Origin of the sequence: Pseudomonas sp. AU11447, assembly GCF_001672555.2 — a bacterium.
GTDB classification, from domain to species: Bacteria; Pseudomonadota; Gammaproteobacteria; order Pseudomonadales; family Pseudomonadaceae; genus Pseudomonas; species Pseudomonas nitroreducens.
On the sequence record NZ_LZDG02000050.1, the window covers coordinates 21,143 to 46,112 of the forward strand.

A 24,970-nucleotide genomic window follows, 5' to 3' on the forward strand; every position below is an offset into this window, starting at 1 on the left:
TGCGCCGCCTTCGCTGAAGGCGGCGCCGCACGGGGCGTTACTGGATGAGGCCGAACTCGCGGGCGAGCTGCTTGTACTGGGCGACCTGCTGCTTCACGTAGGCGTCCAGCTCCGGGCCGGTCATGGCGAAGGGGAACAGCTCGCGCTGATCGCGCAGCTTGGCGAAGTCTTCCGAGGCCAGCAGCTTGTCGAAGGAGGCCTTCCAGAACTGGTAGTCCTCGTCGCTCACCTTCGGCCCGACGTAGAAGCCGCGCACCACCGGCCAGACGATGTCGAAGCCCTGCTCCTTGGCGGTGGGGATGTCGGCCATGCCTTTATCCTTCAGGCGTTCCTCGGAGAACACTGCGAGGATGCGCATCTTGCCGGCGCGGATATGCGGCATGGAGTCGGAGATGTCCGTGCTGCCGACCTGGATGTGCCCGCCCAGCAGCGCCGTGGCGATCTCGCCGCCACCTTCCAGGGCGACGTAACGCAGCTGCTTCGGATCGATGCCGGCAGCCTTGGCGATCAGCGCGGTCTGCATCCAGTCCTGGCTGCCGACGGTGCCGCCGGAGCCGATCACTACCTTGCCCGGGTCGGCCTTGAGCGCAGCGACCAGGTCGCCGAGGTTCTTGTACGGCGAGTCGCTGGGCACCGCGATGGCGCCGTAGCTGGTGCCCACGGCGGCCAGCCATTTCACGGCGTTCTCGTCGAAACGGCCGAACTTGCCCTGGGCCAGGTTCAGCAACGAGCCGCTGGAGAAGGCGGTGATGGTGTTGCCGTCGGCCGGACGCTGGGCGACCACCGCGTTGTAGGCCACGGCGCCGACACCGCCGGGCATGTAGGTGACGCGCATCGGCTTGGTCAGCAGCTTCTCGTCCACCAGGGCGCTCTGCGCCAGCTTGCAGGTGAGGTCGAAGCCGCCGCCGGGAGAGGCCGGGGCGATGCATTCCGGGCGCTTGGGCTCGGCCATCAGTTGGCTGGCGGCGAGCAGGGTGGCGCCGGCCAGGGTCAGGTTGCGCAGGACGGTGGACATGGTGCGATTCCTCTCTTGTTGTTGTCGGTTTACCAGATCGCCAGGGAGTAGCTGAGGTAGATACGCGTCTCGTCGGCGTCCCGCGCGAAGCTCGAACGGTAGGTGGCGTTGCGCACGCGCACTGCCACGTCCTTGAGCGGGCCGCTCTGGATCACGTACTTGATGTCGGTGTTGCGCTCCCATTCCTTGCCGTGACCGTCCATGCCGTTGATTTTGGCATTGTCACCGCTGATGTAGCGATTCATCAGGGTCAGGCCGGGGATGCCGAGGCCGGCGAAGTCGTAGTCGTGGCGCACTTGCCAGGAGCGCTCGTCGGTCTCGGCGAAGTCGCCGACCTGGACGAAGTTGACGAGATAGGGGTTGCTGCCATCGATGTAGGGGAAGGCGCTGTCGCCGCTCATCTGCTGCCAGCCGAGGCTGAACTTGTTGGAGCCCAGGGCGTAGCCGAGCATGCCGTTGAAGGCGCGGTTGTCGATTTCGCCGCCGCGCGCCTCGCCCTGGTCGTCGCTGATGGCCAGGCGCACATCCGCGCTGAACTTGCCTGGGCCCAGCGGATAGGCTGCGAGCAGGCCGACGAAGTGCTGGCGGTAGACCTCGTCCAGCTGCGCGTAGTGGTAGCGGCCGGTGAGGTGGTCGGTGAACTTGTAGTCGCCGCCGGCCAGGTCGTAGTGCTTGCCTTCGGCGCTGCCGCCGGAGAAGCGGCGGTTCTTGTTGTTCAGCGCCAGGTCGGTGTAGTCGGTGGAGTCGCGGTCCTTCACTTTCTCCAGGCGCCCGCCGGTGAAGTTCAGGCCCGGCAGGTCGGTGGAGTTGAGCAGGCCGCCCTCGAAGGTCTGCGGGAACAGGCGGCTGTCGTTGGGCTGCAGGGTGGGCAGGTCGGGAATCAGGCTGCCGATCTTCAGCTCGGTCTCGGAGGCCTTGAACTTGGCCGTCAGGCCCAGCTTGCTGTACTCGTCGGCGGCGCGGCCGTCGTCATGGGTGGGCAGCAGGCCGGTGCCGGTGCGGTCCGGCGAGGAGTCGAGCTTCAGGCCGAGCATGCCCATGGCGTCGAGGCCGACGCCGATGGTGCCGGGGGTGTAGCCGGACTGGAAGTCGAGGATGAAACCCTGCGCCCACTCTTCGCGCTTGGACTGGCCAGCGCCGTCGCGGAAATCACGGTTGAAGTAGATGTTCTGGGTGCTGAGCGTCGCGCTGCTGTCTTCGACAAAACCGGCGGCATCGCACAGCGGGGCGACTCCGGCGAAAGCCAGCAGGGCGGGTGTCAGACAGCGGGAGTTGGGCTTGGCAAAAGCCGGTGCAGCCAAAGGCTGGGCGGTGGGCATCTGTGGTCTCCGTTCTTGTTGTTGTCGCGAAAGGGCACCACGCCGCCTTCCGCTCTGTTGACGGTCTTTGCCGTCGTCGAGTCCGCTGCTCCCACCGTTGCGCCTGGGCAGTCGGCGCTGAAAAGAACGGGGTTGGGAGGCGGCTCGTTGGCGATGCTAACGGGCTAAGCTTTCGCCAGGCTTTCAGTCTCCTTTCGCAGTGATTTCAGCGAATTTCCCCCATTCACAGCGGCTCGCGGATGGGTAAACTGCCGGCCCGAACCTGTAGTCCGAAGGGGTAGTCCCACGTGCGAATCCTCCTGGTTGAAGACCATCCGCAGCTTGGCGAGAGCGTCGCCCAGGCGCTCAAGGGCGCGGGTTGGACGGTGGACCTGCTGCAGGACGGCGTGGCCGCCGACCTGGCCCTGGCCAGCGAGGACTACGCCCTGGCCATCCTCGATGTCGGCCTGCCGCGGCTGGACGGTTTCCAGGTGCTGGCGCGCCTGCGCGAGCGCGGCAAGACCCTGCCCGTGCTGATGCTCACCGCCCGCGGCGAAGTGCGCGATCGCGTGCATGGCCTGAACCTGGGCGCCGACGATTACCTGGCCAAGCCCTTCGAACTCACCGAGCTGGAGGCGCGGGTGAAGGCCCTGCTGCGCCGCAGTGTGCTCGGCGGCGAACAGCAGCAGCGCTGCGGCGAACTGGTCTACGATCTTGGCGCGCGGCGCTTCACTCTCGCCGAGCAGGCGATGAACCTCACTTCCCGCGAGCAGGCCGTGCTGGAGGCGCTGATCGCGCGGCCGGGGCGGGTGATGAGCAAGGAACAACTGGCGGCGCAGGTGTTCGGCCTGGACCAGGATGCCAGTGCCGATGCCATCGAGATCTACGTGCATCGCCTGCGCAAGAAGCTCGAGGGCAGCTCGGTGCGTATCGTCACCTTCCGTGGCCTGGGTTACCTGCTGGAAGCCCAGGATGGCTGAACGGCGCTGGCGCTTTCCCGGCACGGGAAGCCTGCGCGGGCGGCTGCTCTGGCGCCTTGGCGGCCTGCTGCTGGTGCTGCTGCTGATCGGCAGCGCGGCCACTTACTGGCGTGCCCGCCACGCCGCCGACATTGCCTATGACCGAACGCTGCTGGCCTCCGCGCGGGACATCGCCGACGGGTTGTACGCCAGCGACGGCACCCTGCGCGCCAACGTGCCCTACGTGGCGCTGGACAGCTTCGAGTACGACAGCGCCGGGCGCATCTTCTACCAGGTGATCGACCCCCAGGGGAAAATGATCTCCGGCTACGAGAACCTGCCCGCGCCGCTGCCGACCACCCCGCGCACCGACGATTACCCGGCGCTGGCCAAGTTCTATGACGCCACCTACGAAGGTCAGGGCGTGCGGGTGGTCAGCCTGTTGCAGCCGGTGAGCCAGCCGACGGTCAACGGCATGGCGGAAATCCGCGTCGCCGAAACCATGGGCGCGCGGGAGCGGCTGGCGCGCAACCTGCTCGCCGACACCCTGCTCAACCTGGCGCTGTCGGCCATCGCCGCGCTGATGATGGTCTGGTACGCGGTCAGCGCCGGCCTTCGCCCCTTGGATCGCCTGCGCGAAGCGGTGGAGGAGCGCCAACCGGACGACCTGCGCCCGCTGCCGGAAGTTCGTGTGCAGAAGGAGCTGCGCCCATTGGTGGCGGCGCTCAACCACTTCACCGTGCGCCTGCGCGGGCTGTTCGACCGGCAGTCGCAGTTCATCGCCGAGGCGTCCCACGAACTGCGCACGCCGCTGGCGGCGCTCAAGGCACGGTTGGAGCTGGGCCTGCGCGAGGACGACCCGCAGCAATGGCGCACGACGCTGGTCGAGGCTGTGCAGAACACCGACCGGGTGACCGGGCTGGCTAATCAGCTGCTGTCGCTGGCTCGCGTCGAAAGTGGTGCCCGCGCCATTGCCGAAGGAGCAGGGGAGCGCATCGAGCTGGGCCAGCTGGCCCGCGAACTGGGCATGGCGCTGGCGCCCCTGGCCTATTCGCGCGGCGTGGCGCTGGCGCTGGAAGCGGATGAGCCGGCCTGGGTGAAGGGCGACCCGACACTGCTCAACGAACTGCTCAGCAACCTGGTGGATAACGCCATCGCCCACGCTCCGGCAGATGGCAACGTGATCATCCGCGTGCGTTCGCCGGCAGAGCTGGAGGTCGAGGACGATGGCCCCGGCATCCCGCCGGAAGAGCACGACAAGGTCTTCCGCCGCTTCTACCGTCGCCGCCAGCAGGGCACCGGCCTGGGCTTGGCCATCGTCGGCGAGATCTGCAGCGCCCACCGCGCCCGGATCGAGCTCGGCCAGGGCGAGCTCGGCGGCCTGCTGGTGCGCGTGACCTTCCCGGCGGAAAACGCCTGAGCCAGAAACGCGAAACCCGCCGGTGAGGGCGGGTTTCGGGAGCAGCACGACGGCAAGGCGGTCTTTTGTAGGAGCGAGCTTGCTCGCGAACGGGCTTGCCGGCAGCACGGGCGCTTGGCCTTTCGCGAGCAAGCTCGCTCCTACGAAGAGCCCTGCGCCTGAACCCCAGGTTGGGGTGGCCCAGGGGTTCTATGGCCGGCGTTACTGCAGCATGCTCATCGCCGCTTCCATGGCCGCGGAGAGGTCTTCGTCTTCCTTGACGTCCGCCTTCGGGTCCAGGCCCAGCTTGGCGAACGCCGGGATGGTCGCCCAGTCCAGCTCGGTGTAGGGGTGCTGGCTGCCGAGGTAGCTCTGCAGGGTGGCGACCTGGACGATGTCGACGTAGTCGACCTTGGCCGAATCGCGGCTGAAATCCAGGTGCTGGCCCGGCACGGCGGCGATCGGCGCCGGGAAGTCCCAGGCCTTGAGGATACGGTCGCCGATGATCGGGTGGATGCGCTCGATCACGTGGTTGAGGCTGATGGAGTCGGCCAGCAGCTCGCTGTGCTCCTCGGCGTAGGTGAGGATCGGCAGGACGCCGATCTGGTGCACCAGGCCGGCGAGGGTCGCCTGGTCCGGCGCCAGGCGGGTGTAGTGGCGGCACAGGGCGTGGCAGATGCCGGCGATCTCGGTGCTCTTGTTCCACACCTCGCGCATCTTGCGGTCGACGACGTCGGACGTGGCCTGGAACATCTGCTCCATGGCCAGGCCGGTCGCCAGGTTGCACGTGTAGTTGATCCCCAGGCGGCTGATCGCCATCTGCAGGTCGGTGATTTCCTTGTTGGTGCGCAGCAGCGGGCTGTTCACCACCTTGATGATGCGCGCGGTCAGGGCAGCGTCGTTGCCGATCACCTTGCTGAGGTCCTGGATGCTGATGTCCGGGTCTTCCGCCGCCTCGCGGACGCGCAGGGCGACTTCGGGCAGCGTCGGCAGCACCAGCTCATCGTTGTCGATGGCTCGCAGCAGTTCCTGTTGTACTTTTTCGGCAAGCTTGCTCATGAAGTGTCCTTCAGGGAAAACCGGGCTCCCCGCCCGGCACGGAATTCAGCGCTGGATCTCGCGATCGCTGTCCAGAACGTAAGGCAGATCCAGCAGGCGCAGGGGCTGATCCTCGCCCAGGCGCACATTGCCGTCGGCAGCGGCGTCGTCCTGCAGCACGGCGAGCAGCTCTACGCCATCGTCCGCGCGGGCGGCCAGTACCACCTCGCCGACGCTGGTGGAGTGCACCGGCGAGAACAGCTCGCGGCCCGGCTCCGGCAGTTCGGCGCCGTCGAGTTTCAGGCGCTGCAGGCGGCGCTTGAGGCGGCCGAGGTACTGCATGCGCGCAACGATTTCCTGGCCGGTGTAGCAGCCTTTCTTGAAGCTCACGCCGCCCACGGCCTGCAGGTTGATCATCTGCGGGATGAACAGCTCGCGGGTGGCGCCGAATACCTGGCCGACGCCGGCACGCACCTGGCCGAGCAGCCAGTCGTTGAGTTCGGCGTGGGGCAGGTGGGCCTGCAGCAGCTCGGCAATGGCAGCGGCGCGCTCGGCCGGCACCCAGAGTTCGACGCGGCCCTGGCCGAGGCTGATGGCGATCAGGCCGTCGGCGCGCGCTACCTGGTCGGCTTCGCCGGAGAGCTGCAGCTTCAGTTCGGCCAGAACGGCGTCCGCAGCGCTCAGGCCGAAGCGCGCCCACTGGCTGCTGTCATCGGAGAGGGTGGCTTTGGAAAACACCGCGTACTTCTTCAGGTCCGCCAGTTGGCTGTCCAGCAGGTCCCTGGCCATGGCCAGCAGGAAGCCTTCGCCCTCGGCGAGGATGCGGAAACTGGAGGTCATGCGGCCCTTGGGCGTGCAACGGGCGCCGAGGCTGGAATACTCGGCGTTGAGGTAATTGAGGTTGCAGGTCAGCTGGCCCTGGAGGAATTTGGCGGCGTCCGCGCCACGGACGGCGAGAATCCCTTCGTGATTGAGTTCGGTGTAGAAAGCAGAGTCGGTCATCACGATTCGCTGGAAGAAAGTTAGGGGCCTCATGATAGAGCTCAGGCCCTGCCTTGTCAGCGGGTGCCGGGGGAGTCGAGCATGCGTATAATGCCGCTCGGCTCGCGCCGTCCGTCGACTTCGCGAGCGACAACACGTATTCGCCCGCTGTTAATCGAGGTGCCCGCAGATGACCGACGAAACCGAACTCAAACGCCTTTTCTGGCACAGCCGCCGCGGCATGCTGGAACTGGACGTCCTGCTGGTGCCCTTTGTCCAGGAAGTCTATCCGGGCCTGCCCGCCGATGATCAGGCGCGCTTCCGCAAGCTGCTGGAGTGCGAGGACCAGGACATGTTCGGCTGGTTCATGCAGCGCGGCGAGCCGGAAGATGCCGACCTGCGCATCATCGTTCGCATGATCCTGGACCGTGTCCAGCCGAAGTGACCCCTTCGAGTGCCGCTGGCAACCGTCCATCGGTTTGCTGGCGGCCTACCTCGCCGCGCAGTTCGGTGCCGTCCTGGCGCTGCTGCTCGCGGACATTCCCCTGCACTGGAAATCGCTCGGCCTGAGTTTCTGTCTGCTGCATGCCTGCTGGGTTGTGCCGCGGCAGATTCTATTGCGCGCGCCGGATTCGGTGCGTGCGCTGCGCCACAACGCCGAGGGCTGGCAGCTGTGGAGCGAGCGGGACGGCTTTCAGCCGGTGCAGTTGATGCCGGACAGCCTGGCGCTGCCCAGGTTGATCGTCCTGCGTTTCCGTCGCCCTGGCGACTGGCTGGCTCGCAGCGTCTGCGTCCCCGCCGATGCCCTGGCGCCGGAGTTGCACCGGCGTCTGCGGGTGCGGCTGAGGTTCAGCCGCAATAGGTGGACGGCGCCAGGATAGTGTCGCGGGCCTCGGGGAGCAGGTCCGGATAGTCCAGCGTGTAGTGCAGGCCGCGGCTCTCGTGGCGTTGCATGGCGGAGTTGATGATCAGCTCCGCTACCTGCGCCAGGTTGCGCAGTTCGATCAGGTCGCGGCTGACCTTGTAGTTCGAGTAGAACTCGTCGATCTCGTCCAGCAGCAGGCGCACGCGGTGCTGGGCGCGGGCAAGGCGCTTGTTGGTGCGCACGATGCCCACGTAGTCCCACATGAAACGCCGCAGTTCGTCCCAGTTGTGCGCGATGATCACGTCTTCGTCCGAGTCGGTCACCTGGCTGGCGTCCCAGCAGGGCAGCGCGACCAGGGCCTGTTCCTTGGGCAGCTTGGCGAGGATGTCGGCGGCGGCGGAACGGGCGTAGACGAAGCATTCCAGCAGCGAGTTACTGGCCATGCGGTTGGCACCGTGTAGGCCGGTGAAGGTGGTTTCGCCGATGGCATAGAGGTTCGGCACATCGGTATGGCCGTGTTCGTCCACCAGCACGCCACCGCAGGTGTAGTGCGCCGCCGGCACGACCGGGATGGGCTCGCGGGTGATGTCGATGCCGAAGTCCAGGCAGCGTTCATAGACGGTGGGGAAGTGCTCGCGAATGAACTCGGCCGGCTTGTGGCTGATGTCCAGGTATACGTAGTCGATACCCAGGCGCTTCATCTCGTGGTCGATGGCGCGGGCCACTACGTCGCGCGGGGCAAGTTCGCCCAGGGCGTGGAAGCGCGGCATGAAGCGCTCGCCATTGGGCAGGCGCAGCAGGGCGCCTTCACCGCGCAGCGCCTCGGTGATCAGGAAACTCTTGGCCTGCGGGTGGTACAGGCAGGTCGGGTGGAACTGGTTGAACTCCAGGTTGCCGACTCGGCAGCCGGCGCGCCAGGCCATGGCGATGCCATCGCCGGAGTTGCCGTCCGGATTGCTGGTATAGAGGTAGACCTTGCTGGCGCCGCCGGAGGCGAGCACGGTGAAGCGCGCGCTGAAGGTGTCGACTTCGCCGGTGGCGCGATCCAGCACGTACGCGCCCAGGCAGCGTTGGCCGTTCATCCCCAGTTTTCGCTCGGTGATCAGGTCGACGGCAACCCGCTGCGACAGCAGTTCGATGTTCGGCCGCTGGCGCGCCTGCTCCAGCAGCGTATTGAAGATCGCGGCGCCGGTGGCGTCGGCGGCGTGAATGATCCGGCGATGGCTGTGGCCGCCCTCGCGGGTCAGGTGGAACTCGAAACCGCCGTCCTCGCGCCCCGGCTCATGGTCGCGGGTGAAGGGTACGCCCTGCTCGATCAGCCACTGGATGGCTTCGCGGCTATGCTCGACGGTGAATTTCACCGCGTCCTCGCGGCACAGGCCCGCGCCGGCGACCAGAGTGTCCTCGACGTGGGATTCCACGGTATCGGTGTCATCCAGCACGGCGGCGACGCCGCCCTGGGCCCAGAACGTGGAACCCTGGGAAAGCTCGCCCTTGCTCAGCACGGCGATCTTCAGGTGTGAGGGCAGCGTCAAAGCCAGCGTCAGGCCGGCGGCCCCGCTGCCGATCACTAGGACATCGTGCTGGAAATGCTGACTCATACCCGGCTCCACAAAATGGCGCCCTAGTATATAGAAGGGGGCCACGGCACAATACTGGCGAACCGATGACACCGAAGGTGCGTGCGGCGGGACGGCAGTCGCAGGGCGGGAGGCATTCTTCCCCGCTCAAGCCGGCCTGGCGGGCGTCCGGGTGGCGTCGAAATCATTGAAGGACCAAGGCAAATCCCCGGAACTTTTTCAGGCGTTCCGGTTCGAACGCGGAATACCCAATCAGCTTTGCGCGCAGATTGACATTGCGCGGAAGGGGAGCGGGTGTTCCGCCCGGTACAGTTGAATTTGACGGGCTTCGGACGCATGTCGGGGTCCGGTTGCCGCCAATGTGAAAAAACTGTGCGGCGTATGCTTGGAGGGGAGAACTTTTGCAAAAGACCCGAGTCTATCTTGGCAGGACGATTCACCAGGGTGCTCGAAGCTCCTCCAGGTTTTCAGAGGAGCATTCATGCTAACCCAGGAAACGGATCAGCAACTGGTTGAACGGGTACAGCGCGGAGATAAACGGGCATTCGACCTGCTGGTGCTGAAGTACCAGCACAAGATTCTGGGGCTGATCGTGCGATTCGTGCACGACGCCCAGGAAGCCCAGGACGTCGCACAGGAAGCGTTCATCAAGGCGTATCGCGCCTTGGGTAACTTCCGCGGTGACAGTGCCTTTTATACCTGGCTGTACCGTATCGCCATCAACACCGCGAAGAACCATCTGGTTGCGCGCGGTCGGCGGCCGCCGGACAGCGATGTCACGGCAGAGGATGCGGAGTTCTTCGACGGCGATCACGCCCTGAAGGACATCGAGTCGCCGGAAAGAGCCATGCTGCGGGATGAGATCGAGGAAACGGTCCATCGCACCATCCAGCAGTTGCCCGATGATTTGCGCACGGCATTGACCCTGCGTGAGTTCGAAGGTCTGAGTTACGAAGATATCGCCACCGTGATGCAGTGTCCGGTGGGAACCGTCCGCTCACGGATATTCCGTGCGCGGGAAGCGATCGACAAAGCTTTGCAGCCTTTGTTGCATGATGAAGTCTGATACAGCGGCAGAAGCCAAGAGAGGTACCGCTATGAGTCGTGAAGCCCTGCAGGAGTCGCTGTCCGCTGTTATGGATAACGAAGCGGATGAGCTGGAGCTGCGGCGTGTGCTTGCAGCCTGCGGCGAGGACGCCGAATTGCGGGCCACCTGGTCCCGTTACCAACTGGCCCGTGCAGTGATGCACCGCGAGCCAGCCATGCCCAAGCTGGACATTGCGGCTGCCGTCTCCGCCGCATTGGCCGACGAGGCCGTGCCGGCGCCGCGCAGTCGCAATCCCTGGCGCAACGTCGGCCGCCTGGCAGTCGCCGCCTCGGTGACCCTGGCCGTGCTGGCCGGTGTGCGCATGTACCACCAGGATGACAGTGTTGCCAACGGCCTTGCCCAGCAAGGCGCCACTCCGCAGATCGCCCTGCCGCAAGTGCAAGGCCCGGCGGTATTGGCAGGCTACACTCAGGACGAGGCGCCGCAGGTGATCACCAATGCCCAGGGCGGGCAGACCACCTGGCACGAGCAGCGTCTTCCGGGTTACCTGCGTCAGCATGCGCAGCAGTCCGCTGTCAGCGGCACCGACAGCGCCCTGCCCTACGCACGCGCCGCGAGCCTGGAAAGCCGCTGATTTGCGACCTTAAGGAGCGACATGCGCGCTACGACAGCACTGTTGTTCTTCCTCGGCGGTCTGCTGGCATTGCCAGTTCAGGCCGCCGATGCGTTGGACTGGATCAAGCGCCTCTCCGAGGCTGATCAGCAACAGAACTTCCAGGGTACCTTCATCTACGAACGCAGCGGAGCCTTCACCACCCACGATGTCTGGCATCGGGTGGAGAGTGATGGCTCGGTTCGCGAGCACCTTGTCCAGGTCGATGGGCCGCGCCAGGAAGTGGTGCGTGTCGATGGTGCCACCCAGTGTGTGGGTGGCGGCATGTCCGGACAGGTGTCGACCGGCGAGATGTGGCCGGCCCGCAAGCTGAATCCGACTGACCTGTCCGCCTACTATGATGTTCGCGTCGCTGGCGAGTCGCGCATCGCCGACCGTCCGGCGGTGGTGCTGGCGGTCATCCCGCGAGACCAGCATCGCTACGGGTTCGAGTTGCACCTGGACAAGGAAACAGGCCTGCCGCTCAAGTCCCTGCTGCTCAACGACAAGGGCCAGATCATCGAGCGCCTGCAGTTCACTCGCATCGACATGGAGGCACCGGACGACGGGGCGCTTCAGCCGAGCGCAGCCTGCAAGCCGGTGAAGGAAGCCAAGGTCGCCGAAGTGAAAACCAGCTGGCATTCCGAATGGGTGCCACCGGGTTTCACCCTGAACAGCACCTTGCAGGAGCGCAGCCCGGTGTCCAATGATCAGGTGCTTTGCCTTGCCTACGGTGATGGCCTGGCGCGTTTCTCGGTATTCCTCGAGCCGCTGCATGGCGCCAAGGTCGACGATGCCCGCACCCAGTTGGGCCCGACGACGGTGGTATCGCGGCGGTTTGCCAGTGACGACGGCGGCACTATGGTGACCGTAGTCGGTGAAATCCCCAGTGGCACGGCCGAGCGCGTGGCGTTGTCCATGCGCCCAGCAGGAGCCCAGCCACAGTGATCCAGGAGCGGGGGAGGGTGATTGCGGTCGAGTCTGGCGCTGTCCAGGTCGAAACGCTGCGCTACTCCACCTGCTCAGGATGCTCGGCCAGTGCCGGTTGCGGCCACGGCCTTCTGCGGCAGTTGGGTGTTGTGCGTGGGCGCGGCGGAATGCGCGTCCTGTCTTCATTGGCGCTGGCGCCCGGCGACGAAGTCGTGCTGGGTATGGATGAAGACCTGCTGCTCAAGAGTGCCCTGCTTTTCTATCTCTCTCCTCTGATCGGGCTGTTCACGCTGGCGCTACTGGCGGCGGGCCTCGATCTGGGGGAACCTCTCATCATCGTGGCTGGGCTGGCGGGTTTCCTGCTGGCCTGGCTGCTGGTGCGTCACTACACGCGACGCCATACGGATGATCCGGCGATGCAACCGGTTGTGCTGCGTGCGCTGGTCGGTGGGCCGCCCGGCCCTGTTTAGTGATCTTCCCAATCAACATCACGGGAGCTGTAGTCAATGCAAACCCTGAAACGCAGCATGGCTGCGCTGGTCGCCCTGTTGGCCCTGAGCCTGTCGGTCACCGCGCGGGCTGAACTACCGGATTTCACCCCGCTGGTCGAGAAAGCCTCGCCGGCGGTGGTCAACATCAGTACCACGCAGAAGCTACCCGATCGTTCCAACGCGCAGATGGGCATTCCGGACCTCGACGGCCTGCCGCCGGGCCTGCGTGAATTCTTCGAGCGCAGCATTCCCCGTGGCCAGGGTGGTCAGGGGCAGGCTCCCCGTGGCCAGCAGCGCGAAGCCCAGTCCCTGGGTTCGGGCTTCATCATTTCCGATGATGGCTACATCCTGACCAACAACCATGTGGTCGCCGACGCTGACGAGATCCTCGTGCGCCTGTCCGACCGCAGCGAGCACAAGGCCAAGCTGGTCGGTGCCGATCCGCGCAGCGACGTGGCTGTGCTGAAGATCGACGCCAAGGGCCTGCCGACGCTCAAGCTGGGCGATTCCGACAAGCTGAAGGTCGGCGAGTGGGTGTTGGCCATCGGCTCGCCGTTCGGCTTCGATCACTCGGTGACGGCCGGCATCGTCAGTGCCAAGGGCCGCAGCCTGCCGAACGAGAACTATGTGCCGTTCATCCAGACCGACGTGGCGATCAACCCGGGTAACTCCGGTGGCCCGCTGCTGAACCTGCAGGGTGAAGTGGTCGGTATCAACTCGCAGATCTTCACCCGTTCCGGCGGCTTCATGGGGCTTTCGTTCGCTATCCCTATCGATGTGGCGCTGAACGTCGCCGATCAGCTCAAGGCTGGCGGCAAGGTCAATCGCGGCTGGCTGGGCGTGGTGATCCAGGAAGTGAACAAGGATCTGGCCGAGTCCTTCGGTCTCGACAAGCCGGCTGGTGCACTGGTCGCGCAGTTGGTGGAAGACGGCCCGGCAGCCAAGGGCGGCCTGCAGGTGGGGGATGTGATCCTCAGCCTCAACGGTCAGACCATCAACGAATCCGCCGACCTGCCGCACCTGGTTGGCAACATGAAGCCGGGTGACAAGGCGTCCCTGGAAGTCATCCGTGACAACAAGCGCCAGACCCTGAGCATGACCATCGGTAGCCTGCCGGACGACGACGATGCCGTTGCCGCCGTCGAAGGCAAGGGTGCCGAGCGCAGCAGCAACCGCATGGGCGTGACCGTGGCGGAGTTGACTGCCGAGCAGCGCAAGTCCCTGGATATCAAGGGCGGCGTGGTCATCAAGGAAGTGCAGGGCGGTCCGGCGGCCATGATCGGCCTGCGTCCGGGCGACGTCATCACTCACCTGAACAACCGTGCAGTGGATTCCTCGAAAACCTTCAGCGAGATTGCCAAGGCGCTGCCGAAGGATCGTTCGATTTCCATGCGCGTACTGCGCCAGGGGCGTGCGAGCTTCATCACGTTCAAGCTGACCGAGTAAGGCCGGCGCACCAGAAAAGGGCGGTTTCGACCGCCCTTTTTCATGCCTGACCATCCGGCTCGGCGTGACGCCCCTGGCTGTATTCAGGTAAACTCCCCGGCTATTTTTCGGCGGACCGCCGCCTTCAGCCTTCCGAGTGTGTTCAGCCGTGAGTGACCTTAGTCATATCCGCAATTTCTCCATCATCGCCCACATCGACCATGGCAAGTCGACGCTGGCAGACCGCTTCATCCAGATGTGCGGCGGCCTGTCCGACCGCGAGATGGAGGCCCAGGTGCTGGACTCCATGGACCTGGAGCGTGAGCGCGGCATCACCATCAAGGCGCACAGCGTCACCCTTCACTACAAGGCGAAGGACGGCAAGACCTACCAGCTGAACTTCATCGATACCCCCGGCCACGTCGACTTCACCTACGAAGTCAGCCGTTCGCTGGCCGCCTGCGAAGGCGCGCTGCTGGTGGTGGACGCAGGCCAGGGCGTGGAAGCGCAGTCGGTCGCCAACTGCTATACCGCCATCGAGCAGGGCCTGGAAGTCATGCCCGTGCTGAACAAGATGGACCTGCCGCAGGCCGACCCGGACCGCGTGAAGGACGAGATCGAAAGCATCATCGGCATCGATGCCACTGACGCCGTGGCCTGCTCGGCCAAGAGCGGCATGGGCGTGGAAGATGTGCTGGAACGCCTGGTCACCGCCATTCCGGCGCCCGAAGGCGAGATCGACGCGCCGCTGCAGGCGCTGATCATCGACTCCTGGTTCGACAACTACCTGGGCGTGGTTTCGCTGGTGCGCGTGAAGCACGGCCGCGTGAAGAAAGGCGACAAGATCCTGGTGAAGTCCACCGGCAAGGTCCACCAGGTGGACAGCGTCGGCGTCTTCACCCCGAAGCATACTGAGACTCCGGACCTCAAGGCCGGTGAAGTGGGCTTCATCATCGCTGGCATCAAGGACATCCTCGGTGCCCCGGTGGGCGACACCCTGACCCTGAACAACACGCCCGATGTGGATGTGCTGCCAGGCTTCAAGCGCATCAAGCCGCAGGTCTACGCCGGCCTGTTCCCGGTCAGCTCCGATGACTTCGAGGACTTCCGCGAGGCGCTGCAGAAGCTGACCCTGAACGATGCCGCGCTGCAGTACGAGCCGGAAAGCTCCGAGGCACTGGGCTTCGGCTTCCGCATCGGCTTCCTCGGCATGCTGCACATGGAGATCATCCAGGAGCGCCTGGAGCGCGAATACGACCTGGACCTGATCACCACTGCACCGACCGTGATCTTCGAGATCGTGCAGAAGAACGGCGACATCCTCTATGTCGACAACCCGTCCAAGCTGCCCGACCTCTCGTCCATCGACGAGATGCGCGAGCCGATCTGCCGCGCGACGATTCTTGTGCCTCAGGAGCACCTGGGCAACGTCATTACCCTGTGCATCGAGAAACGCGGTGTCCAGCGTGACATGCACTTCCTCAGCGGCCAGGTCCAGGTGATCTATGACCTGCCGATGAACGAAGTGGTGCTGGACTTCTTCGACCGTCTGAAATCCACCAGCCGTGGCTATGCTTCGCTGGACTACAGCTTCGATCGCTTCGAGCCGGCCAACCTGGTTCGTCTCGATGTACTGATCAACGGTGAGAAGGTTGATGCCCTCGCCCTGATCGTCCACCGCGACAACGCCCCGTACAAGGGTCGTCAACTGGTGGAGAAGATGAAGGAATTGATTCCGCGGCAGATGTTCGACGTCGCGATCCAGGCGGCCATCGGCGGGCAGATCATCGCCCGTTCGACGGTGAAGGCGCTCAGGAAGAACGTACTGGCCAAGTGCTACGGTGGTGACGTGAGCCGTAAGCGCAAGCTGCTGGAGAAGCAGAAGGCCGGTAAGAAAAGGATGAAGCAGGTCGGTAGCGTGGAGATTCCGCAGGAAGCCTTCCTCGCTGTGCTCAAAGTGGACAGTTGAACCCTATGACCCTGAATTTCCCGCTGTTGCTGGTGATTGCCGTCGCAGTGTGCGGCGTTCTTGCCCTGGTGGACCTGGTGCTGTTCGCACCGCGTCGCCGGGCGGCCATTTCCGCCTATGAAGGTTCTGTCAGTGAAGCCGATCCGGAAGTGCTGGAGAAGCTGAACAAGGAACCGGTGCTGGTCGAATACGGCAAGTCGTTCTTCCCGGTGCTGTTCATCGTGCTGGTGCTGCGTTCGTTCCTGGTCGAGCCTTTCCAGATCCCGTCGGGTTCGATGAAGCCGACCCTGGAAGTGGGCGATTTCATCCTGGTGAACAAGTTCGCCTATGGCATCCGCCTGCCGGTACTGGATACCAAGGTGATCCCCGTGGGTGACCCGCAGCGCGGCGATGTCATGGTGTTCCGATACCCCAGCGATCCGAACATCAACTACATCAAGCGTGTCATTGGCGTACCGGGTGACACCATCCGCTACACCAGCGACAAGCGTCTTTACATCAACGACCAGGCCGTGGCCGAGTCGCTGGTGGGCGATGAGCCGGGCACCCTGGGCAGCGTGACCCTGTACCAGGAGAAGCTGGGCGCCGTGGAGCACATGATCCGCAAGGAGATGACCCGCTTCCGCATCGAGCCGGGCAAGCAGTGGAAAGTGCCGGCCGACCATTACTTCATGATGGGCGACAACCGCGACAACTCCAACGACAGCCGCTACTGGAACGATCCGAAGATTCCGAAGGACCTGCTGGGCATGGTTCCGGATCGCAATATCGTCGGCAAGGCGTTCGCAGTCTGGATGAGCTGGCCGGATCCGAAGATGCGCAATCTGCCGAATTTCTCGCGAGTCGGCGTGATTCACTAAACTTGTGAGACGCTCCGGGCCGGCAAGGCTGGAACGATGCTAAATAAAGGCGGGGCTGCACGCGGGGAGCGAGGCAGCCCCGCTTCACTTGGATCCGCCGCGGTTGGCGGGCAAATAAGAAAGATACCGACATGAGGTCGATATGACGTACGCACGTTCGCAGAAGGGGATGTCGTTGCTGGGTTGGCTGGTGGTACTCGCCGTCGTGGCGTTCCTGGCCAGTGCCGCGTTCAAGGTCATCCCGCACTACATGGACTACTACGCCATCGAGAAAGCCATCACCTCGGTGGAGACCGACAAGGCTGCGGAAGTGCGCACTGTTCCGGAGTTCTACGCCTACGTGAACAAGGCGCTGATGCTCAACAACATCCGCGATCTCAAGCTGGAAGATGCGCTGGACGTCCAACTCGACAACAACGAGTTCCGCGCCCACCTGAAGTACGAAAAACGCGAGCCACTGGTGCAGAACATCGACCTGGTGGTCAAATTTGACAAAGAATTCCGTGTACGAATGCCGTGAGCAACAACAGCCTGGATCGACTCGAGCGCAAGCTTGGCTACACCTTCCGTGACCAGGACCTGATGGTCCTGGCGCTGACCCATCGCAGCTTCGCCGGGCGCAATAATGAGCGCCTGGAGTTCCTCGGTGACGCCATCCTCAACTTCGTCATTGGCGAAGCTCTGTTCACCCACTTCCCCCAGGCCCGTGAAGGCCAGCTGTCGCGCCTGCGTGCGCGACTGGTGAAAGGCGAGACCCTGGCCCTGCTGGCCCGCGGTTTCGAAATCGGGGATTACCTGCGACTGGGCTCGGGCGAGCTGAAGAGCGGCGGATATCGCCGCGAGTCGATTCTGGCTGACGCCATGGAGGCGCTGATCGGCGCCATCTATCTGGACACCGGCATGGATTCCGCTCGCGAGCGGATCATGGCCTGGCTCGGCCCGCAGTTGCGTGAGCTGACCCCGGTGGATACCAACAAGGACCCCAAGACCCGCCTGCAGGAGTTCCTGCAGTCCCGCGGGTGCGAACTGCCGCGCTACGACGTGGTGGATATCCAGGGCGAACCGCACTGCCGCACCTTCTTCGTAGAGTGCGAGGTGGCCCTGCTGAATGACAAGACCCACGGGCACGGCGGCAGCCGCCGCATCGCCGAGCAGGTGGCCGCCGCCGCCGCGCTGGCAGCCCTGGGCGTGGAGAATGGCCATGAGTGAGCACGAGCAAGACCAGCACGATCAATCCGAGCACGATGAAGCAGGAGTCGTTCGCTGCGGCTACGTGGCGATTGTCGGCCGCCCCAACGTCGGCAAGTCGACCCTGCTCAACCACATCCTCGGGCAGAAACTGGCAATCACCTCGCGCAAGCCGCAGACCACTCGCCACACCCTGCTGGGCATCAAGACCGAGGGTGATGTGCAGGCGGTGTATGTCGACACCCCCGGCCTGCACAAGGACAACGACAAGGCGCTCAACCGCTACATGAACCGTTCGGCCAGCGCCGCGCTGAAGGACGTCGACGTGGTGATCTTCGTCGTCGACCGCAACCGCTGGACCGACGAAGACCAGATGGTCTACGACAAGGTCAAGTACGTGAGCTGCCCGGTTCTGCTGGCGGTGAACAAGGTCGATCGCATGGAAGACAAGGGCGACCTGCTGCCGCACCTGCAGTGGCTGGCCGAACAGCTGCCCAATGCCGAAGTCGTGCCGATCTCCGCCCAGCACGGGCAGAACCTCGATGTGCTGGAATCCCTGGTGGCCGAGCGCCTGCCGGAGAGCGAGCACTTCTTCCCGGAAGACCAGATCACCGACCGCAGCAGCCGTTTCCTCGCCGCCGAGCTGGTGCGCGAGAAGATCATGCGCCAGCTGGGCGCGGAGCTGCCGTACCAGGTCACCGTGGAGATCGAGGAATTCAAGCAGGACGGTCCGATCCTGCACATCCATGCGCTGATCCTGGTCGAGCGCGACGGCCAGAAGAAGATCATCATCGGCGAGAAGGGCGAGCGCATCAAAAGCATCGGCCAGAACGCGCGCAAGGACATGGAAGTGCTGTTCGATTCCAAGGTCATGCTCAACCTCTGGGTGAAAGTGAAAGGCGGCTGGTCCGACGACGAGCGCGCACTGCGGTCGCTGGGTTACGGCGACCTCTGACCCTCGGCGCCCCGCGACCTTTTGCGGGGCGCACCCTTCGGGCGCCTGAGGGCGTCCATCTCCCGACTTCCACTCCAGGCGTAGTGCCATGAGCCTCGCTTCCACTGCCCAAGCCGCCTTCGTCCTGCACAGCCGTCCCTACAAGGAAACCAGCGCGCTGGTGGATTTCTTCACCCCGCAGGGGCGTCTGCGAGCTGTGCTGCGCGGCGCGCGGGGCAAGGCCGGTGCGCTGGCGCGGCCGTTCGTGCCGCTGGAGGTCGAGTTCCGCGGACGCAGCGAGCTGAAGAACGTCGTGCGCCTGGAACCCAACGGCATCCCCAACCTGCTCAGTGGCGAAGCGCTGTTCAGCGGCCTGTACCTGAACGAACTGATGATCCGCCTGCTGCCGGCGGAGGATCCGCATCCCGCATTGTTCGATCACTACCATGCGACCCTGCCGCTGCTGGCCGCCGGCAATCCGCTGGAGCCGCTGCTGCGCTCCTTCGAATGGCGGCTGCTGGACGACCTGGGCTATGGTTTTTCCCTGGACACCGATATCGTCGGCCAGAGCGTTGCGCCGGACGGTCTCTATCGCCTGTTGCCCGACTCGGGCCTCGAGCCGGTCGGCAGCCTGCAGCCGGGCCTGTTCCACGGCGCCGACCTGCTGGCCATGGCCGAAGCCGACTGGAGCGCGCCGGGCGCCCTGGCGGCGGCCAAGCGCCTGATGCGCCAGGCGCTGGCACCCCATCTTGGCGGCCGACCGCTGGTCAGCCGCGAGCTCTTCATGAATCGCAAGGACAACTCCCGTGACTGAAGCCAACCGTATCCTGCTCGGCGTGAACATCGACCACGTCGCCACCCTGCGCCAGGCCCGCGGCACCCGTTATCCCGACCCGGTGAAAGCCGCGCTGGACGCCGAGGAAGCCGGCGCTGACGGCATCACCGTGCACCTGCGCGAAGATCGCCGGCACATCCAGGACCGCGATGTGCGCGTACTCGCCGAAGTGCTGCAGACCCGCATGAACTTCGAGATGGGTGTGACCGAGGAGATGATGAAGTTCGCCGAGATCATCCGTCCGGCCCATGTATGCCTGGTCCCGGAAACCCGCCAGGAACTGACCACCGAAGGTGGCTTGGACGTTGCCGGCCAGGAAGCTCGTATCCGCGAAGCGGTGCAGCGCCTCGCGGCCGCCGGTTGCGAAGTGTCTTTGTTCATCGACCCGGACCCGCTTCAGATCGAGGCCTCGGCACGCATCGGTGCGCCGGCCGTCGAGCTGCATACCGGTCGTTATGCCGACGCGCACAACCCGGCCGAAGCGGCCCATGAGCTGGCGCGCATTCGCGATGGCGTGGAATTCGGCCTGTCCCACGGCCTGATCGTCAACGCCGGCCATGGCCTGCATTACCACAACGCCGAGCCAGTGGCGGCGATTGCCGGGATCAACGAACTGAACATCGGCCATGCCATCGTCGCCCACGCGCTGTTCGTGGGCTTCAAGCAGGCAGTTGCCGAGATGAAGGCGCTGATCGTGGCGGCGGCTAACCGCTGATCCCCATCTGCTTAAAAACCGTAGGGCGCATAACCCGGAACGGGTTATCCGCCATCACGGCGGATAACGCCTCGGGCGTTATGCGCCCTACGTCGGCAGCGCTCAGGGCTTGCGCGCTACCAGCGTGGCGCGCAGGGGCGCCGGCAGGCCTTCGATGGTGCGGCCGTGGTCTTCCGGATCGAGGAAGTCCGGTAGCGACTGGTAGCGCATCCACTCGGTCGCCCGCTGTTCGTCCACCGAGGTGCGGCTGATGTCCACGCTGCGCACGTCGGTGAAGCCCGCGCGGCGCAGCCACAGCTCCAACGCCGGCACCGACGGCAGGAACCACACGTTGCGCATCTGCGCGTAACGGTCCTCGGGCACCAGCACGGTGTTCACGTCGCCTTCCACCACCAGGGTTTCCAGCACCAGTTCGCCCCCCTTGCGCAGGCAATCCTTGAGCGCGAGCAGGTGGTCGATGGGGGAGCGGCGGTGGTAGAGCACGCCCATGGAGAACACGGTATCGAAGCCTTCCAGCTTTTCGGGCAGGTCTTCCAGGGCGAAGGGCAGGTGCCACGCCGGCAGGTCTGGCAGGTAGCGCTTCATGGCGAGGAACTGGCAGAAGAACAGCCAGTTCGGGTCGACACCCACCACGCTGCGCGCGCCCGCGCCGAGCATGCGCCACTGGTAGTAACCGTTGCCGCAGCCGACATCCAGTACGCGCTTGCCGGTCAGGTCGAGGTGCGGCGAGACACGCTCCCATTTCCAATCCGAGCGCCATTCGGTATCGATGTGCACGCCGAACAGGTGGAACGGTCCCTTGCGCCATGGGATCAGCCCTTGCAGGGCGAGCTTGAGCTGGTTGCGGGTGGCCTTGTCGCAGGCGCCTTCCAGATTGAAGCGCCCGCGCAGTTCGATGGCGGCGGGCTGCAGTTCGGGCAGGCGATCCACCGCCGCCAGCCAGCGTTCCAGGTCGCCATGGCCGTCGTCGACCTTGGCGGCCAGTTGCGCGGGCAGCGTGGCGGCCCAGGATTCCAGCGGTGTGCCGGCCAGTTCAAGGCCGAGGCGGTCGAGGTCGAAGCGTTCGATCATGGCAGGGCAATCAGGGAAGCGAAGTTGAGGCATTGGAACCAGGGCACGACCTTGGAGAAACCGGCGGCCAGCAGGCGCTCGCGGTGGGTTTCCAGGGTATCGGGGCGCATGACGTTCTCGATGGCGGTGCGCTTCTGGGCGATTTCCAGTTCGCTGTAGCCATTGGCGCGCTTGAAGTCGATGTGCAGGTCGGTGAGCAGGTCGTGCTCCTGCTCGTCGGCGAAGCGCAGTTTTTCCGAAAGGATCAGCGCGCCGCCGGGGAGCAGGGCGCTGTGCAACCGGGTGAGCAGTTCCAGGCGTTGTCCGGGGGCGATGAACTGCAGGGTGAAGTTCAGCGTGATCAGCGAGCAGGGCTTGAGATCCAGGGTGAGGATGTCCGCCTCGATCAGTTCGACCGGCAGCAGTTCCTGGTGCATGGCGTCCTGGGCGCGCAGGTATTCGCCGCAGCGTTCGATCATCGGTGCGGAATTGTCGACGCCGATGACGCGGCAGCCGTCGGTCTTCACGTGGCGGCGCAGCGCCTGGGTCACGGCACCCAGCGAGCAGCCGAGGTCGTAGAGCACGCTGTTCGGGGCGGCGAAGCGCGCGCCGAGTACGCCGATGTTCTCGACGATGGTGGGGTAGCCCGGCACTGATCGCTTGATCATGTCCGGGAAGACGCGCACCACGTCCTCGTTGAAGGTGAAGTCGGGAACCTGGGCTTGCGGTTGGGCGAAGATGCGATCGGATTCGCTCACGCTGGATGGGGCCTCGTTACGCTGAACAGGCAACGGGGCGCAGCGCGCCCGGTTTGCCGGGGCGCGCATTGTAGCCGAGGCGCGAAGTGCGCCCAAGCGTCAGCCGATAAGGGTCACTTGAGCTGGTCGGAGAAGTATTCGCCAGCACCCTGCAGCGGGCCGAGCGGGTTCTTCTTGTCTTCCATGCGGCGGATATTCGGCTCGCCGTTGCTGGTCTTGTGCACGACCACATCGTCGATCAGCACGAACACCGGGCGGAACGACCAGCCCTGCACCTGGCGGCGCTTGCGGAAGTTGAAGATGTCGGCCCAGAAACTGCCGACGCGCTGGCTGTCGGTCTTGTTGAAGTCGAAGGCGTAGCCGATGCAGCGGTCCTTGGCCTGCAGGCAGGTGACGAGGCCGTCGGGCAGGTAGTCGATGGGGATATTGGGTTGCACGAAGAGCAGGCGCACGTCGATGAACGAGAGCATCTTGGCATTGCCCTGGGACAGCGGATCGAAGCCCAGCGCGTAGAGTTGCGACTTGGTGGTCTTGCCAGGATCGACCTGGTTGTAGCGGCTCTGTGCATCCTGGTAATCCAGGAATGGTGATTGCACTTCCGCGCGTTCGCTGGGCAGCAGGCTGCCACAGGCCGAGAGAGTCAGGCAGGCTCCCAGCAACAACATCGAGCGAACTACTGCACGCATGGAGCTCCCCTTTTTCCCAGTCTCTTATGATTGATCTATAGCCGATGACAGAGGGCTCTGCCGGACTTTTCTCATGCCTTCGTGGGACTAGTCAACGGCGATGCCGTAACCCTGCATCAGGGGTTTCCACTGGTCAGTGCGACGCAGTTCACGCAGGCCTTCGTCGAGGTCAGCCAGGCGCTCCTGCACGCCATCCAGGCGAGGATTCAAGGCGACGTACATGGGACGTTTGTCGGCGAGTTCACCGGCTGCTTGAATGCTCTGCGACAGGCCGTGGCGATGCAGGTAGTGCTCGACGATCTGGCTGTCTTCGAGCAGCACCGTGATGCGTCCCAGCAGCAGCTTCTGGATATTGCGTTCGAGGACTTTCTCGCCGCTGAGTACCTGAACCTGCTCATGGTTGGACAGGTGTTCGTCGCGCCAGGCGTCCAGCTCCTTGCCGTAGGAATAGCCTTGCGCCAGCCCGATGGACTGGCTGCTCAGCGAGGTCGGACCTTGCCACGTCCAGGGGTTGTCGTTGCGCACGTAGAAACGCATGGTCACCCAGCCGATGGGTTCCTCGCCGATCAGCAGCTCCTCGGACTCTTCGCTGTAGGCGCCGACCACGCCATCCACCAGTCCCTCGCGGGCCATCTGCAGGGCGCGCGGCCAGGGCAGGGGTTCGAACAACGGTGGCTGCGGCAGGACCTGGCCGAGGGCTTCGAGCAGGTAGCCGGGCTTGTCCGGATCGCCAGGGCAGAGGTAGGGACACCAGTCGTCGCCGGCCAGGCGCAAGGGTTCGGCGCTGGCCAGCGCCGAACAGAGAAGCAGCAGCGGTGAAGCGATTCGCAGCATGTCACGCCCGGGAAGTCGTTTGTCCTTCCGAGTATGGCAGAGCGATATGACGGGATGTGACCGACGCGGCGATGCCGAACTGGCCGAGCCAGTAGGTGAGCATGATCGCGTAGGAGGAGCCGTCGAAGGCGGCGACGAAGCGGCTGATGCCGATCATCGAGTCGGAGCTGACGAACAGCAGCGCGCCCAGGGCGGCGAACACCCGGCTGGCACTGGCAATCGACGGCACGCCGAGGCGAGCGATGGCGCGCCAGAGCATGGCACTGATGGTCAGGCTGTACAGCGCGATCGGCAACAGCAGTGGGCCAAGGCCGCGGCTGTAGAGCAGGGCGAACAGGGCGCCGCCCACGCCGCCTGCGATCAGCAGGCCTAGCGGGGCTGGGCGGCGGGTGTCGCCCAGGTAGGCGACCAGGTAGGCGAGATGCGCAAGCAGGAAGGCGGCCAGGCCAGGCACGAAGGCGTTGATCGGCCATTCCAGCAGGATGTCGCCGAGCATCGACAGCACCAGGCCGACGGCAACCCAGCGGCGATAGCCGTCTGCAGGTGTGCCGAGAATCCAGAAGAGCATGGCGAGGACCGGCAACGGCTTGCACAGCATGCGCAGGGCGGGCAGGTCGAAGGTCACGGCGAACAGGTAGGCGGCACCGCCGATCAGTGCCAAGAGTGCCCAGCGCATGGGGTTCCCTCCCGAGGAAATGAACGCCCACTGTGCCGCAGCGCGGCGCCTGGCCTACAGGCCGAAGGCGTCAGCGCGAGCGGCTTATGGCGCCGGGTATCGCAGCGTTACTTCACGGCGATGGGGCAGACGAAGGTCTGTGCGGGGGCGACTTCGGCTTCCCAGGGCCGGCGGTAAGCCAGTTCCAGCTTGTCCTCGCCGGCGGCGGTCACGCGGAAGCGCCAGGTGGATTCGCCGGCGCTGCCGACCAGGCCGGCGTCTTCCGGGTTGCTGTACACCTCCGGGCCGAGGGCGCGCAGCAGGCCGTTGGCGGCATTGCGCAGTTCCCAGCGGAAGCCGGTGGTGGGGTTGCTCGGCAGGATCAGCACGAGCTCCTGGCCGGTATGCAGTTTCAGTGGCTTGCAGTCGCTGGCGTCTTCCAGGGTGACCACGGGTTTGGTCTGCCCGGCGCAGCCGGCGAGCAGGGCCAGGGAGAGGGGCAGCAATGTGCGGTACGACGGCATGACGGCTCCTGGGAGGGGACGGGTTGGGCCGCAGGATAACGCAATCGGGGTTGAAGCGGACTTTGTCCGTTTTGTGCGTGTTTTGGGTTGGGAGTTTCTGCGCCGCTTTTGCGTGTGTTGAGAGGTTTTATTTCGCCCCCTCGGGCGAGTTACTTCTTCCAGACGCCGAAGAAGTAACCAAGAAGGCTTGCCCCTCCATCCGGTTTTTCGCTTGGGGCGAAAAATACCCTCGTTGAACCGAAGTTTCAGGGGCACGCCACGACGGACCATCCCTGGCCCAT

The 24,970-nt window shown here is 64.8% G+C and carries 27 protein-coding genes; 16 read left to right on the forward strand and 11 right to left on the reverse strand.

Going from position 1 to position 24,970, the window contains the following annotated elements; genetic code table 11:
* Window positions 1-37: 37 nt before the first annotated feature.
* Window positions 38-1,015, reverse strand: coding sequence for a tripartite tricarboxylate transporter substrate binding protein (locus A6723_RS19485; protein WP_054909005.1), 978 nt, complete (start codon window positions 1,013-1,015; stop codon window positions 38-40).
* 29 nt (window positions 1,016-1,044) lie between these two features.
* A complete protein-coding gene (locus A6723_RS19490; RefSeq protein WP_054909004.1) occupies window positions 1,045-2,334 on the reverse strand; it encodes an OprD family porin in 1,290 nt (429 codons plus the stop codon).
* A gap of 287 nt (window positions 2,335-2,621) precedes the next feature.
* Here A6723_RS19490 and A6723_RS19495 point away from each other — a divergent pair, with 287 nt between their 5' ends.
* Window positions 2,622-3,293, forward strand: a complete 672-nt coding sequence (locus A6723_RS19495; RefSeq protein WP_024765529.1) for a response regulator — start codon at window positions 2,622-2,624, stop codon at window positions 3,291-3,293.
* Complete coding sequence (locus A6723_RS19500; protein WP_054909003.1) at window positions 3,286-4,692, forward strand: sensor histidine kinase; 1,407 nt, start codon at window positions 3,286-3,288, stop codon at window positions 4,690-4,692. Before A6723_RS19495 ends, A6723_RS19500 begins: the two co-directional genes overlap by 8 nt.
* Before the next feature lie 201 nt (window positions 4,693-4,893).
* On the opposite strand, the gene A6723_RS19505 is transcribed toward A6723_RS19500, so the two are convergent.
* Both A6723_RS19505 and A6723_RS19510 read right to left on the reverse strand, forming a co-directional pair.
* Window positions 4,894-5,730: an HDOD domain-containing protein gene (locus A6723_RS19505; RefSeq protein WP_054909002.1), complete on the reverse strand. Its 837-nt coding sequence runs from the start codon at window positions 5,728-5,730 to the stop codon at window positions 4,894-4,896.
* Between the two features lie 45 nt (window positions 5,731-5,775).
* Window positions 5,776-6,711: a folate-binding protein YgfZ gene (locus A6723_RS19510; protein WP_054909001.1), complete on the reverse strand. Its 936-nt coding sequence runs from the start codon at window positions 6,709-6,711 to the stop codon at window positions 5,776-5,778.
* A gap of 169 nt (window positions 6,712-6,880) precedes the next feature.
* Between A6723_RS19510 and A6723_RS19515 the strand changes: the two genes are divergently transcribed.
* Together A6723_RS19515 and A6723_RS19520 are read left to right on the forward strand one after the other, a co-directional pair.
* A complete protein-coding gene (locus tag A6723_RS19515; protein ID WP_024765533.1) occupies window positions 6,881-7,135 on the forward strand; it encodes a succinate dehydrogenase assembly factor 2 in 255 nt (84 codons plus the stop codon).
* A complete protein-coding gene (locus A6723_RS19520; protein WP_054909000.1) occupies window positions 7,119-7,571 on the forward strand; it encodes a protein YgfX in 453 nt (150 codons plus the stop codon). The genes A6723_RS19515 and A6723_RS19520 overlap by 17 nt, the downstream gene beginning before the upstream one ends.
* Here A6723_RS19520 and nadB read toward each other — a convergent pair.
* Window positions 7,540-9,156: an L-aspartate oxidase gene (gene nadB, locus A6723_RS19525; RefSeq protein ID WP_054908999.1), complete on the reverse strand. Its 1,617-nt coding sequence runs from the start codon at window positions 9,154-9,156 to the stop codon at window positions 7,540-7,542. The two genes, A6723_RS19520 and nadB, sit on opposite strands and share 32 nt — an antisense overlap.
* Window positions 9,157-9,616: 460 nt before the next feature.
* Between nadB and rpoE the strand changes: the two genes are divergently transcribed.
* The 12 genes from rpoE to pdxJ all read left to right on the forward strand — a co-directional run bounded on the left by rpoE (window position 9,617) and on the right by pdxJ (window position 20,182).
* Entirely contained in the window at window positions 9,617-10,201 is a 585-nt protein-coding gene (gene rpoE / locus A6723_RS19530; RefSeq protein ID WP_024765535.1) for an RNA polymerase sigma factor RpoE, read from the forward strand.
* A 31-nt stretch (window positions 10,202-10,232) separates the two neighbouring features.
* Complete coding sequence (locus tag A6723_RS19535) at window positions 10,233-10,817, forward strand: sigma-E factor negative regulatory protein (protein ID WP_024765536.1); 585 nt, start codon at window positions 10,233-10,235, stop codon at window positions 10,815-10,817.
* Between the two features lie 21 nt (window positions 10,818-10,838).
* Window positions 10,839-11,783: a MucB/RseB C-terminal domain-containing protein gene (locus A6723_RS19540; RefSeq protein ID WP_054908998.1), complete on the forward strand. Its 945-nt coding sequence runs from the start codon at window positions 10,839-10,841 to the stop codon at window positions 11,781-11,783.
* Window positions 11,780-12,235, forward strand: coding sequence for a SoxR reducing system RseC family protein (locus A6723_RS19545; RefSeq protein ID WP_054908997.1), 456 nt, complete (start codon window positions 11,780-11,782; stop codon window positions 12,233-12,235). The genes A6723_RS19540 and A6723_RS19545 overlap by 4 nt, the downstream gene beginning before the upstream one ends.
* Window positions 12,236-12,271: 36 nt before the next feature.
* Window positions 12,272-13,702, forward strand: coding sequence for a DegQ family serine endoprotease (locus A6723_RS19550; RefSeq protein ID WP_054908996.1), 1,431 nt, complete (start codon window positions 12,272-12,274; stop codon window positions 13,700-13,702).
* A gap of 148 nt (window positions 13,703-13,850) precedes the next feature.
* Window positions 13,851-15,650 (forward strand): translation elongation factor 4, encoded by a 1,800-nt coding sequence (gene lepA, locus A6723_RS19555; RefSeq protein ID WP_024765539.1) that lies wholly within the window; start codon window positions 13,851-13,853, stop codon window positions 15,648-15,650.
* 5 nt (window positions 15,651-15,655) lie between these two features.
* On the forward strand, window positions 15,656-16,510 hold the full coding sequence (lepB, locus tag A6723_RS19560) for a signal peptidase I (RefSeq protein WP_054908995.1): 855 nt from the start codon (window positions 15,656-15,658) through the stop codon (window positions 16,508-16,510).
* A gap of 142 nt (window positions 16,511-16,652) precedes the next feature.
* A complete protein-coding gene (locus A6723_RS19565) occupies window positions 16,653-17,030 on the forward strand; it encodes a DUF4845 domain-containing protein (RefSeq protein ID WP_054908994.1) in 378 nt (125 codons plus the stop codon).
* Complete coding sequence (gene rnc / locus A6723_RS19570) at window positions 17,027-17,719, forward strand: ribonuclease III (RefSeq protein WP_024765542.1); 693 nt, start codon at window positions 17,027-17,029, stop codon at window positions 17,717-17,719. Before A6723_RS19565 ends, rnc begins: the two co-directional genes overlap by 4 nt.
* Window positions 17,712-18,653, forward strand: coding sequence for a GTPase Era (era, locus tag A6723_RS19575; RefSeq protein WP_054908993.1), 942 nt, complete (start codon window positions 17,712-17,714; stop codon window positions 18,651-18,653). The genes rnc and era overlap by 8 nt, the downstream gene beginning before the upstream one ends.
* An 88-nt stretch (window positions 18,654-18,741) precedes the next feature.
* On the forward strand, window positions 18,742-19,446 hold the full coding sequence (gene recO / locus A6723_RS19580; RefSeq protein WP_054908992.1) for a DNA repair protein RecO: 705 nt from the start codon (window positions 18,742-18,744) through the stop codon (window positions 19,444-19,446).
* Window positions 19,439-20,182, forward strand: a complete 744-nt coding sequence (gene pdxJ / locus A6723_RS19585) for a pyridoxine 5'-phosphate synthase (protein WP_024765545.1) — start codon at window positions 19,439-19,441, stop codon at window positions 20,180-20,182. The genes recO and pdxJ overlap by 8 nt, the downstream gene beginning before the upstream one ends.
* 102 nt (window positions 20,183-20,284) lie before the next feature.
* On the opposite strand, the gene cmoB is transcribed toward pdxJ, so the two are convergent.
* The 6 genes from cmoB to A6723_RS19615 form a co-directional block, all read right to left on the reverse strand.
* Window positions 20,285-21,253, reverse strand: a complete 969-nt coding sequence (cmoB, locus tag A6723_RS19590; RefSeq protein WP_054908991.1) for a tRNA 5-methoxyuridine(34)/uridine 5-oxyacetic acid(34) synthase CmoB — start codon at window positions 21,251-21,253, stop codon at window positions 20,285-20,287.
* Window positions 21,250-21,990 (reverse strand): carboxy-S-adenosyl-L-methionine synthase CmoA, encoded by a 741-nt coding sequence (cmoA, locus tag A6723_RS19595; protein WP_054908990.1) that lies wholly within the window; start codon window positions 21,988-21,990, stop codon window positions 21,250-21,252. Before cmoA ends, cmoB begins: the two co-directional genes overlap by 4 nt.
* 113 nt (window positions 21,991-22,103) lie before the next feature.
* Window positions 22,104-22,676, reverse strand: coding sequence for a hypothetical protein (locus tag A6723_RS19600; RefSeq protein WP_026078837.1), 573 nt, complete (start codon window positions 22,674-22,676; stop codon window positions 22,104-22,106).
* An 87-nt stretch (window positions 22,677-22,763) separates the two neighbouring features.
* On the reverse strand, window positions 22,764-23,510 hold the full coding sequence (locus tag A6723_RS19605; RefSeq protein WP_054908989.1) for an ABC transporter substrate-binding protein: 747 nt from the start codon (window positions 23,508-23,510) through the stop codon (window positions 22,764-22,766).
* A 1-nt stretch (window position 23,511) separates the two neighbouring features.
* A complete protein-coding gene (locus A6723_RS19610; protein WP_054908988.1) occupies window positions 23,512-24,186 on the reverse strand; it encodes a lysoplasmalogenase in 675 nt (224 codons plus the stop codon).
* Between the two features lie 107 nt (window positions 24,187-24,293).
* Entirely contained in the window at window positions 24,294-24,689 is a 396-nt protein-coding gene (locus A6723_RS19615) for a protease inhibitor I42 family protein (protein ID WP_054908987.1), read from the reverse strand.
* Window positions 24,690-24,970: the final 281 nt, after the last annotated feature.

Excerpts from the sequence above, each read along its gene's own strand:
- A6723_RS19485 (WP_054909005.1), bottom strand. The coding sequence starts at position 1,015 with ATGTCCACCGTCCTGCGCAACCTGACCCTGGCCGGCGCCACCCTGCTC.
- A6723_RS19490 (WP_054909004.1), bottom strand. The coding sequence starts at position 2,334 with ATGCCCACCGCCCAGCCTTTGGCTGCACCGGCTTTTGCCAAGCCCAAC.
- A6723_RS19500 (WP_054909003.1), top strand. The coding sequence starts at position 3,286 with ATGGCTGAACGGCGCTGGCGCTTTCCCGGCACGGGAAGCCTGCGCGGG.
- A6723_RS19505 (WP_054909002.1), bottom strand. The coding sequence starts at position 5,730 with ATGAGCAAGCTTGCCGAAAAAGTACAACAGGAACTGCTGCGAGCCATC.
- A6723_RS19510 (WP_054909001.1), bottom strand. The coding sequence starts at position 6,711 with ATGACCGACTCTGCTTTCTACACCGAACTCAATCACGAAGGGATTCTC.
- A6723_RS19515 (WP_024765533.1), top strand. The coding sequence starts at position 6,881 with ATGACCGACGAAACCGAACTCAAACGCCTTTTCTGGCACAGCCGCCGC.
- nadB (WP_054908999.1), bottom strand. The coding sequence starts at position 9,156 with ATGAGTCAGCATTTCCAGCACGATGTCCTAGTGATCGGCAGCGGGGCC.
- rpoE (WP_024765535.1), top strand. The coding sequence starts at position 9,617 with ATGCTAACCCAGGAAACGGATCAGCAACTGGTTGAACGGGTACAGCGC.
- A6723_RS19535 (WP_024765536.1), top strand. The coding sequence starts at position 10,233 with ATGAGTCGTGAAGCCCTGCAGGAGTCGCTGTCCGCTGTTATGGATAAC.
- A6723_RS19540 (WP_054908998.1), top strand. The coding sequence starts at position 10,839 with ATGCGCGCTACGACAGCACTGTTGTTCTTCCTCGGCGGTCTGCTGGCA.
- A6723_RS19550 (WP_054908996.1), top strand. The coding sequence starts at position 12,272 with ATGCAAACCCTGAAACGCAGCATGGCTGCGCTGGTCGCCCTGTTGGCC.
- lepB (WP_054908995.1), top strand. The coding sequence starts at position 15,656 with ATGACCCTGAATTTCCCGCTGTTGCTGGTGATTGCCGTCGCAGTGTGC.
- A6723_RS19565 (WP_054908994.1), top strand. The coding sequence starts at position 16,653 with ATGACGTACGCACGTTCGCAGAAGGGGATGTCGTTGCTGGGTTGGCTG.
- era (WP_054908993.1), top strand. The coding sequence starts at position 17,712 with ATGAGTGAGCACGAGCAAGACCAGCACGATCAATCCGAGCACGATGAA.
- recO (WP_054908992.1), top strand. The coding sequence starts at position 18,742 with ATGAGCCTCGCTTCCACTGCCCAAGCCGCCTTCGTCCTGCACAGCCGT.
- cmoB (WP_054908991.1), bottom strand. The coding sequence starts at position 21,253 with ATGATCGAACGCTTCGACCTCGACCGCCTCGGCCTTGAACTGGCCGGC.
- A6723_RS19600 (WP_026078837.1), bottom strand. The coding sequence starts at position 22,676 with ATGCGTGCAGTAGTTCGCTCGATGTTGTTGCTGGGAGCCTGCCTGACT.
- A6723_RS19605 (WP_054908989.1), bottom strand. The coding sequence starts at position 23,510 with ATGCTGCGAATCGCTTCACCGCTGCTGCTTCTCTGTTCGGCGCTGGCC.
- A6723_RS19610 (WP_054908988.1), bottom strand. The coding sequence starts at position 24,186 with ATGCGCTGGGCACTCTTGGCACTGATCGGCGGTGCCGCCTACCTGTTC.
- A6723_RS19615 (WP_054908987.1), bottom strand. The coding sequence starts at position 24,689 with ATGCCGTCGTACCGCACATTGCTGCCCCTCTCCCTGGCCCTGCTCGCC.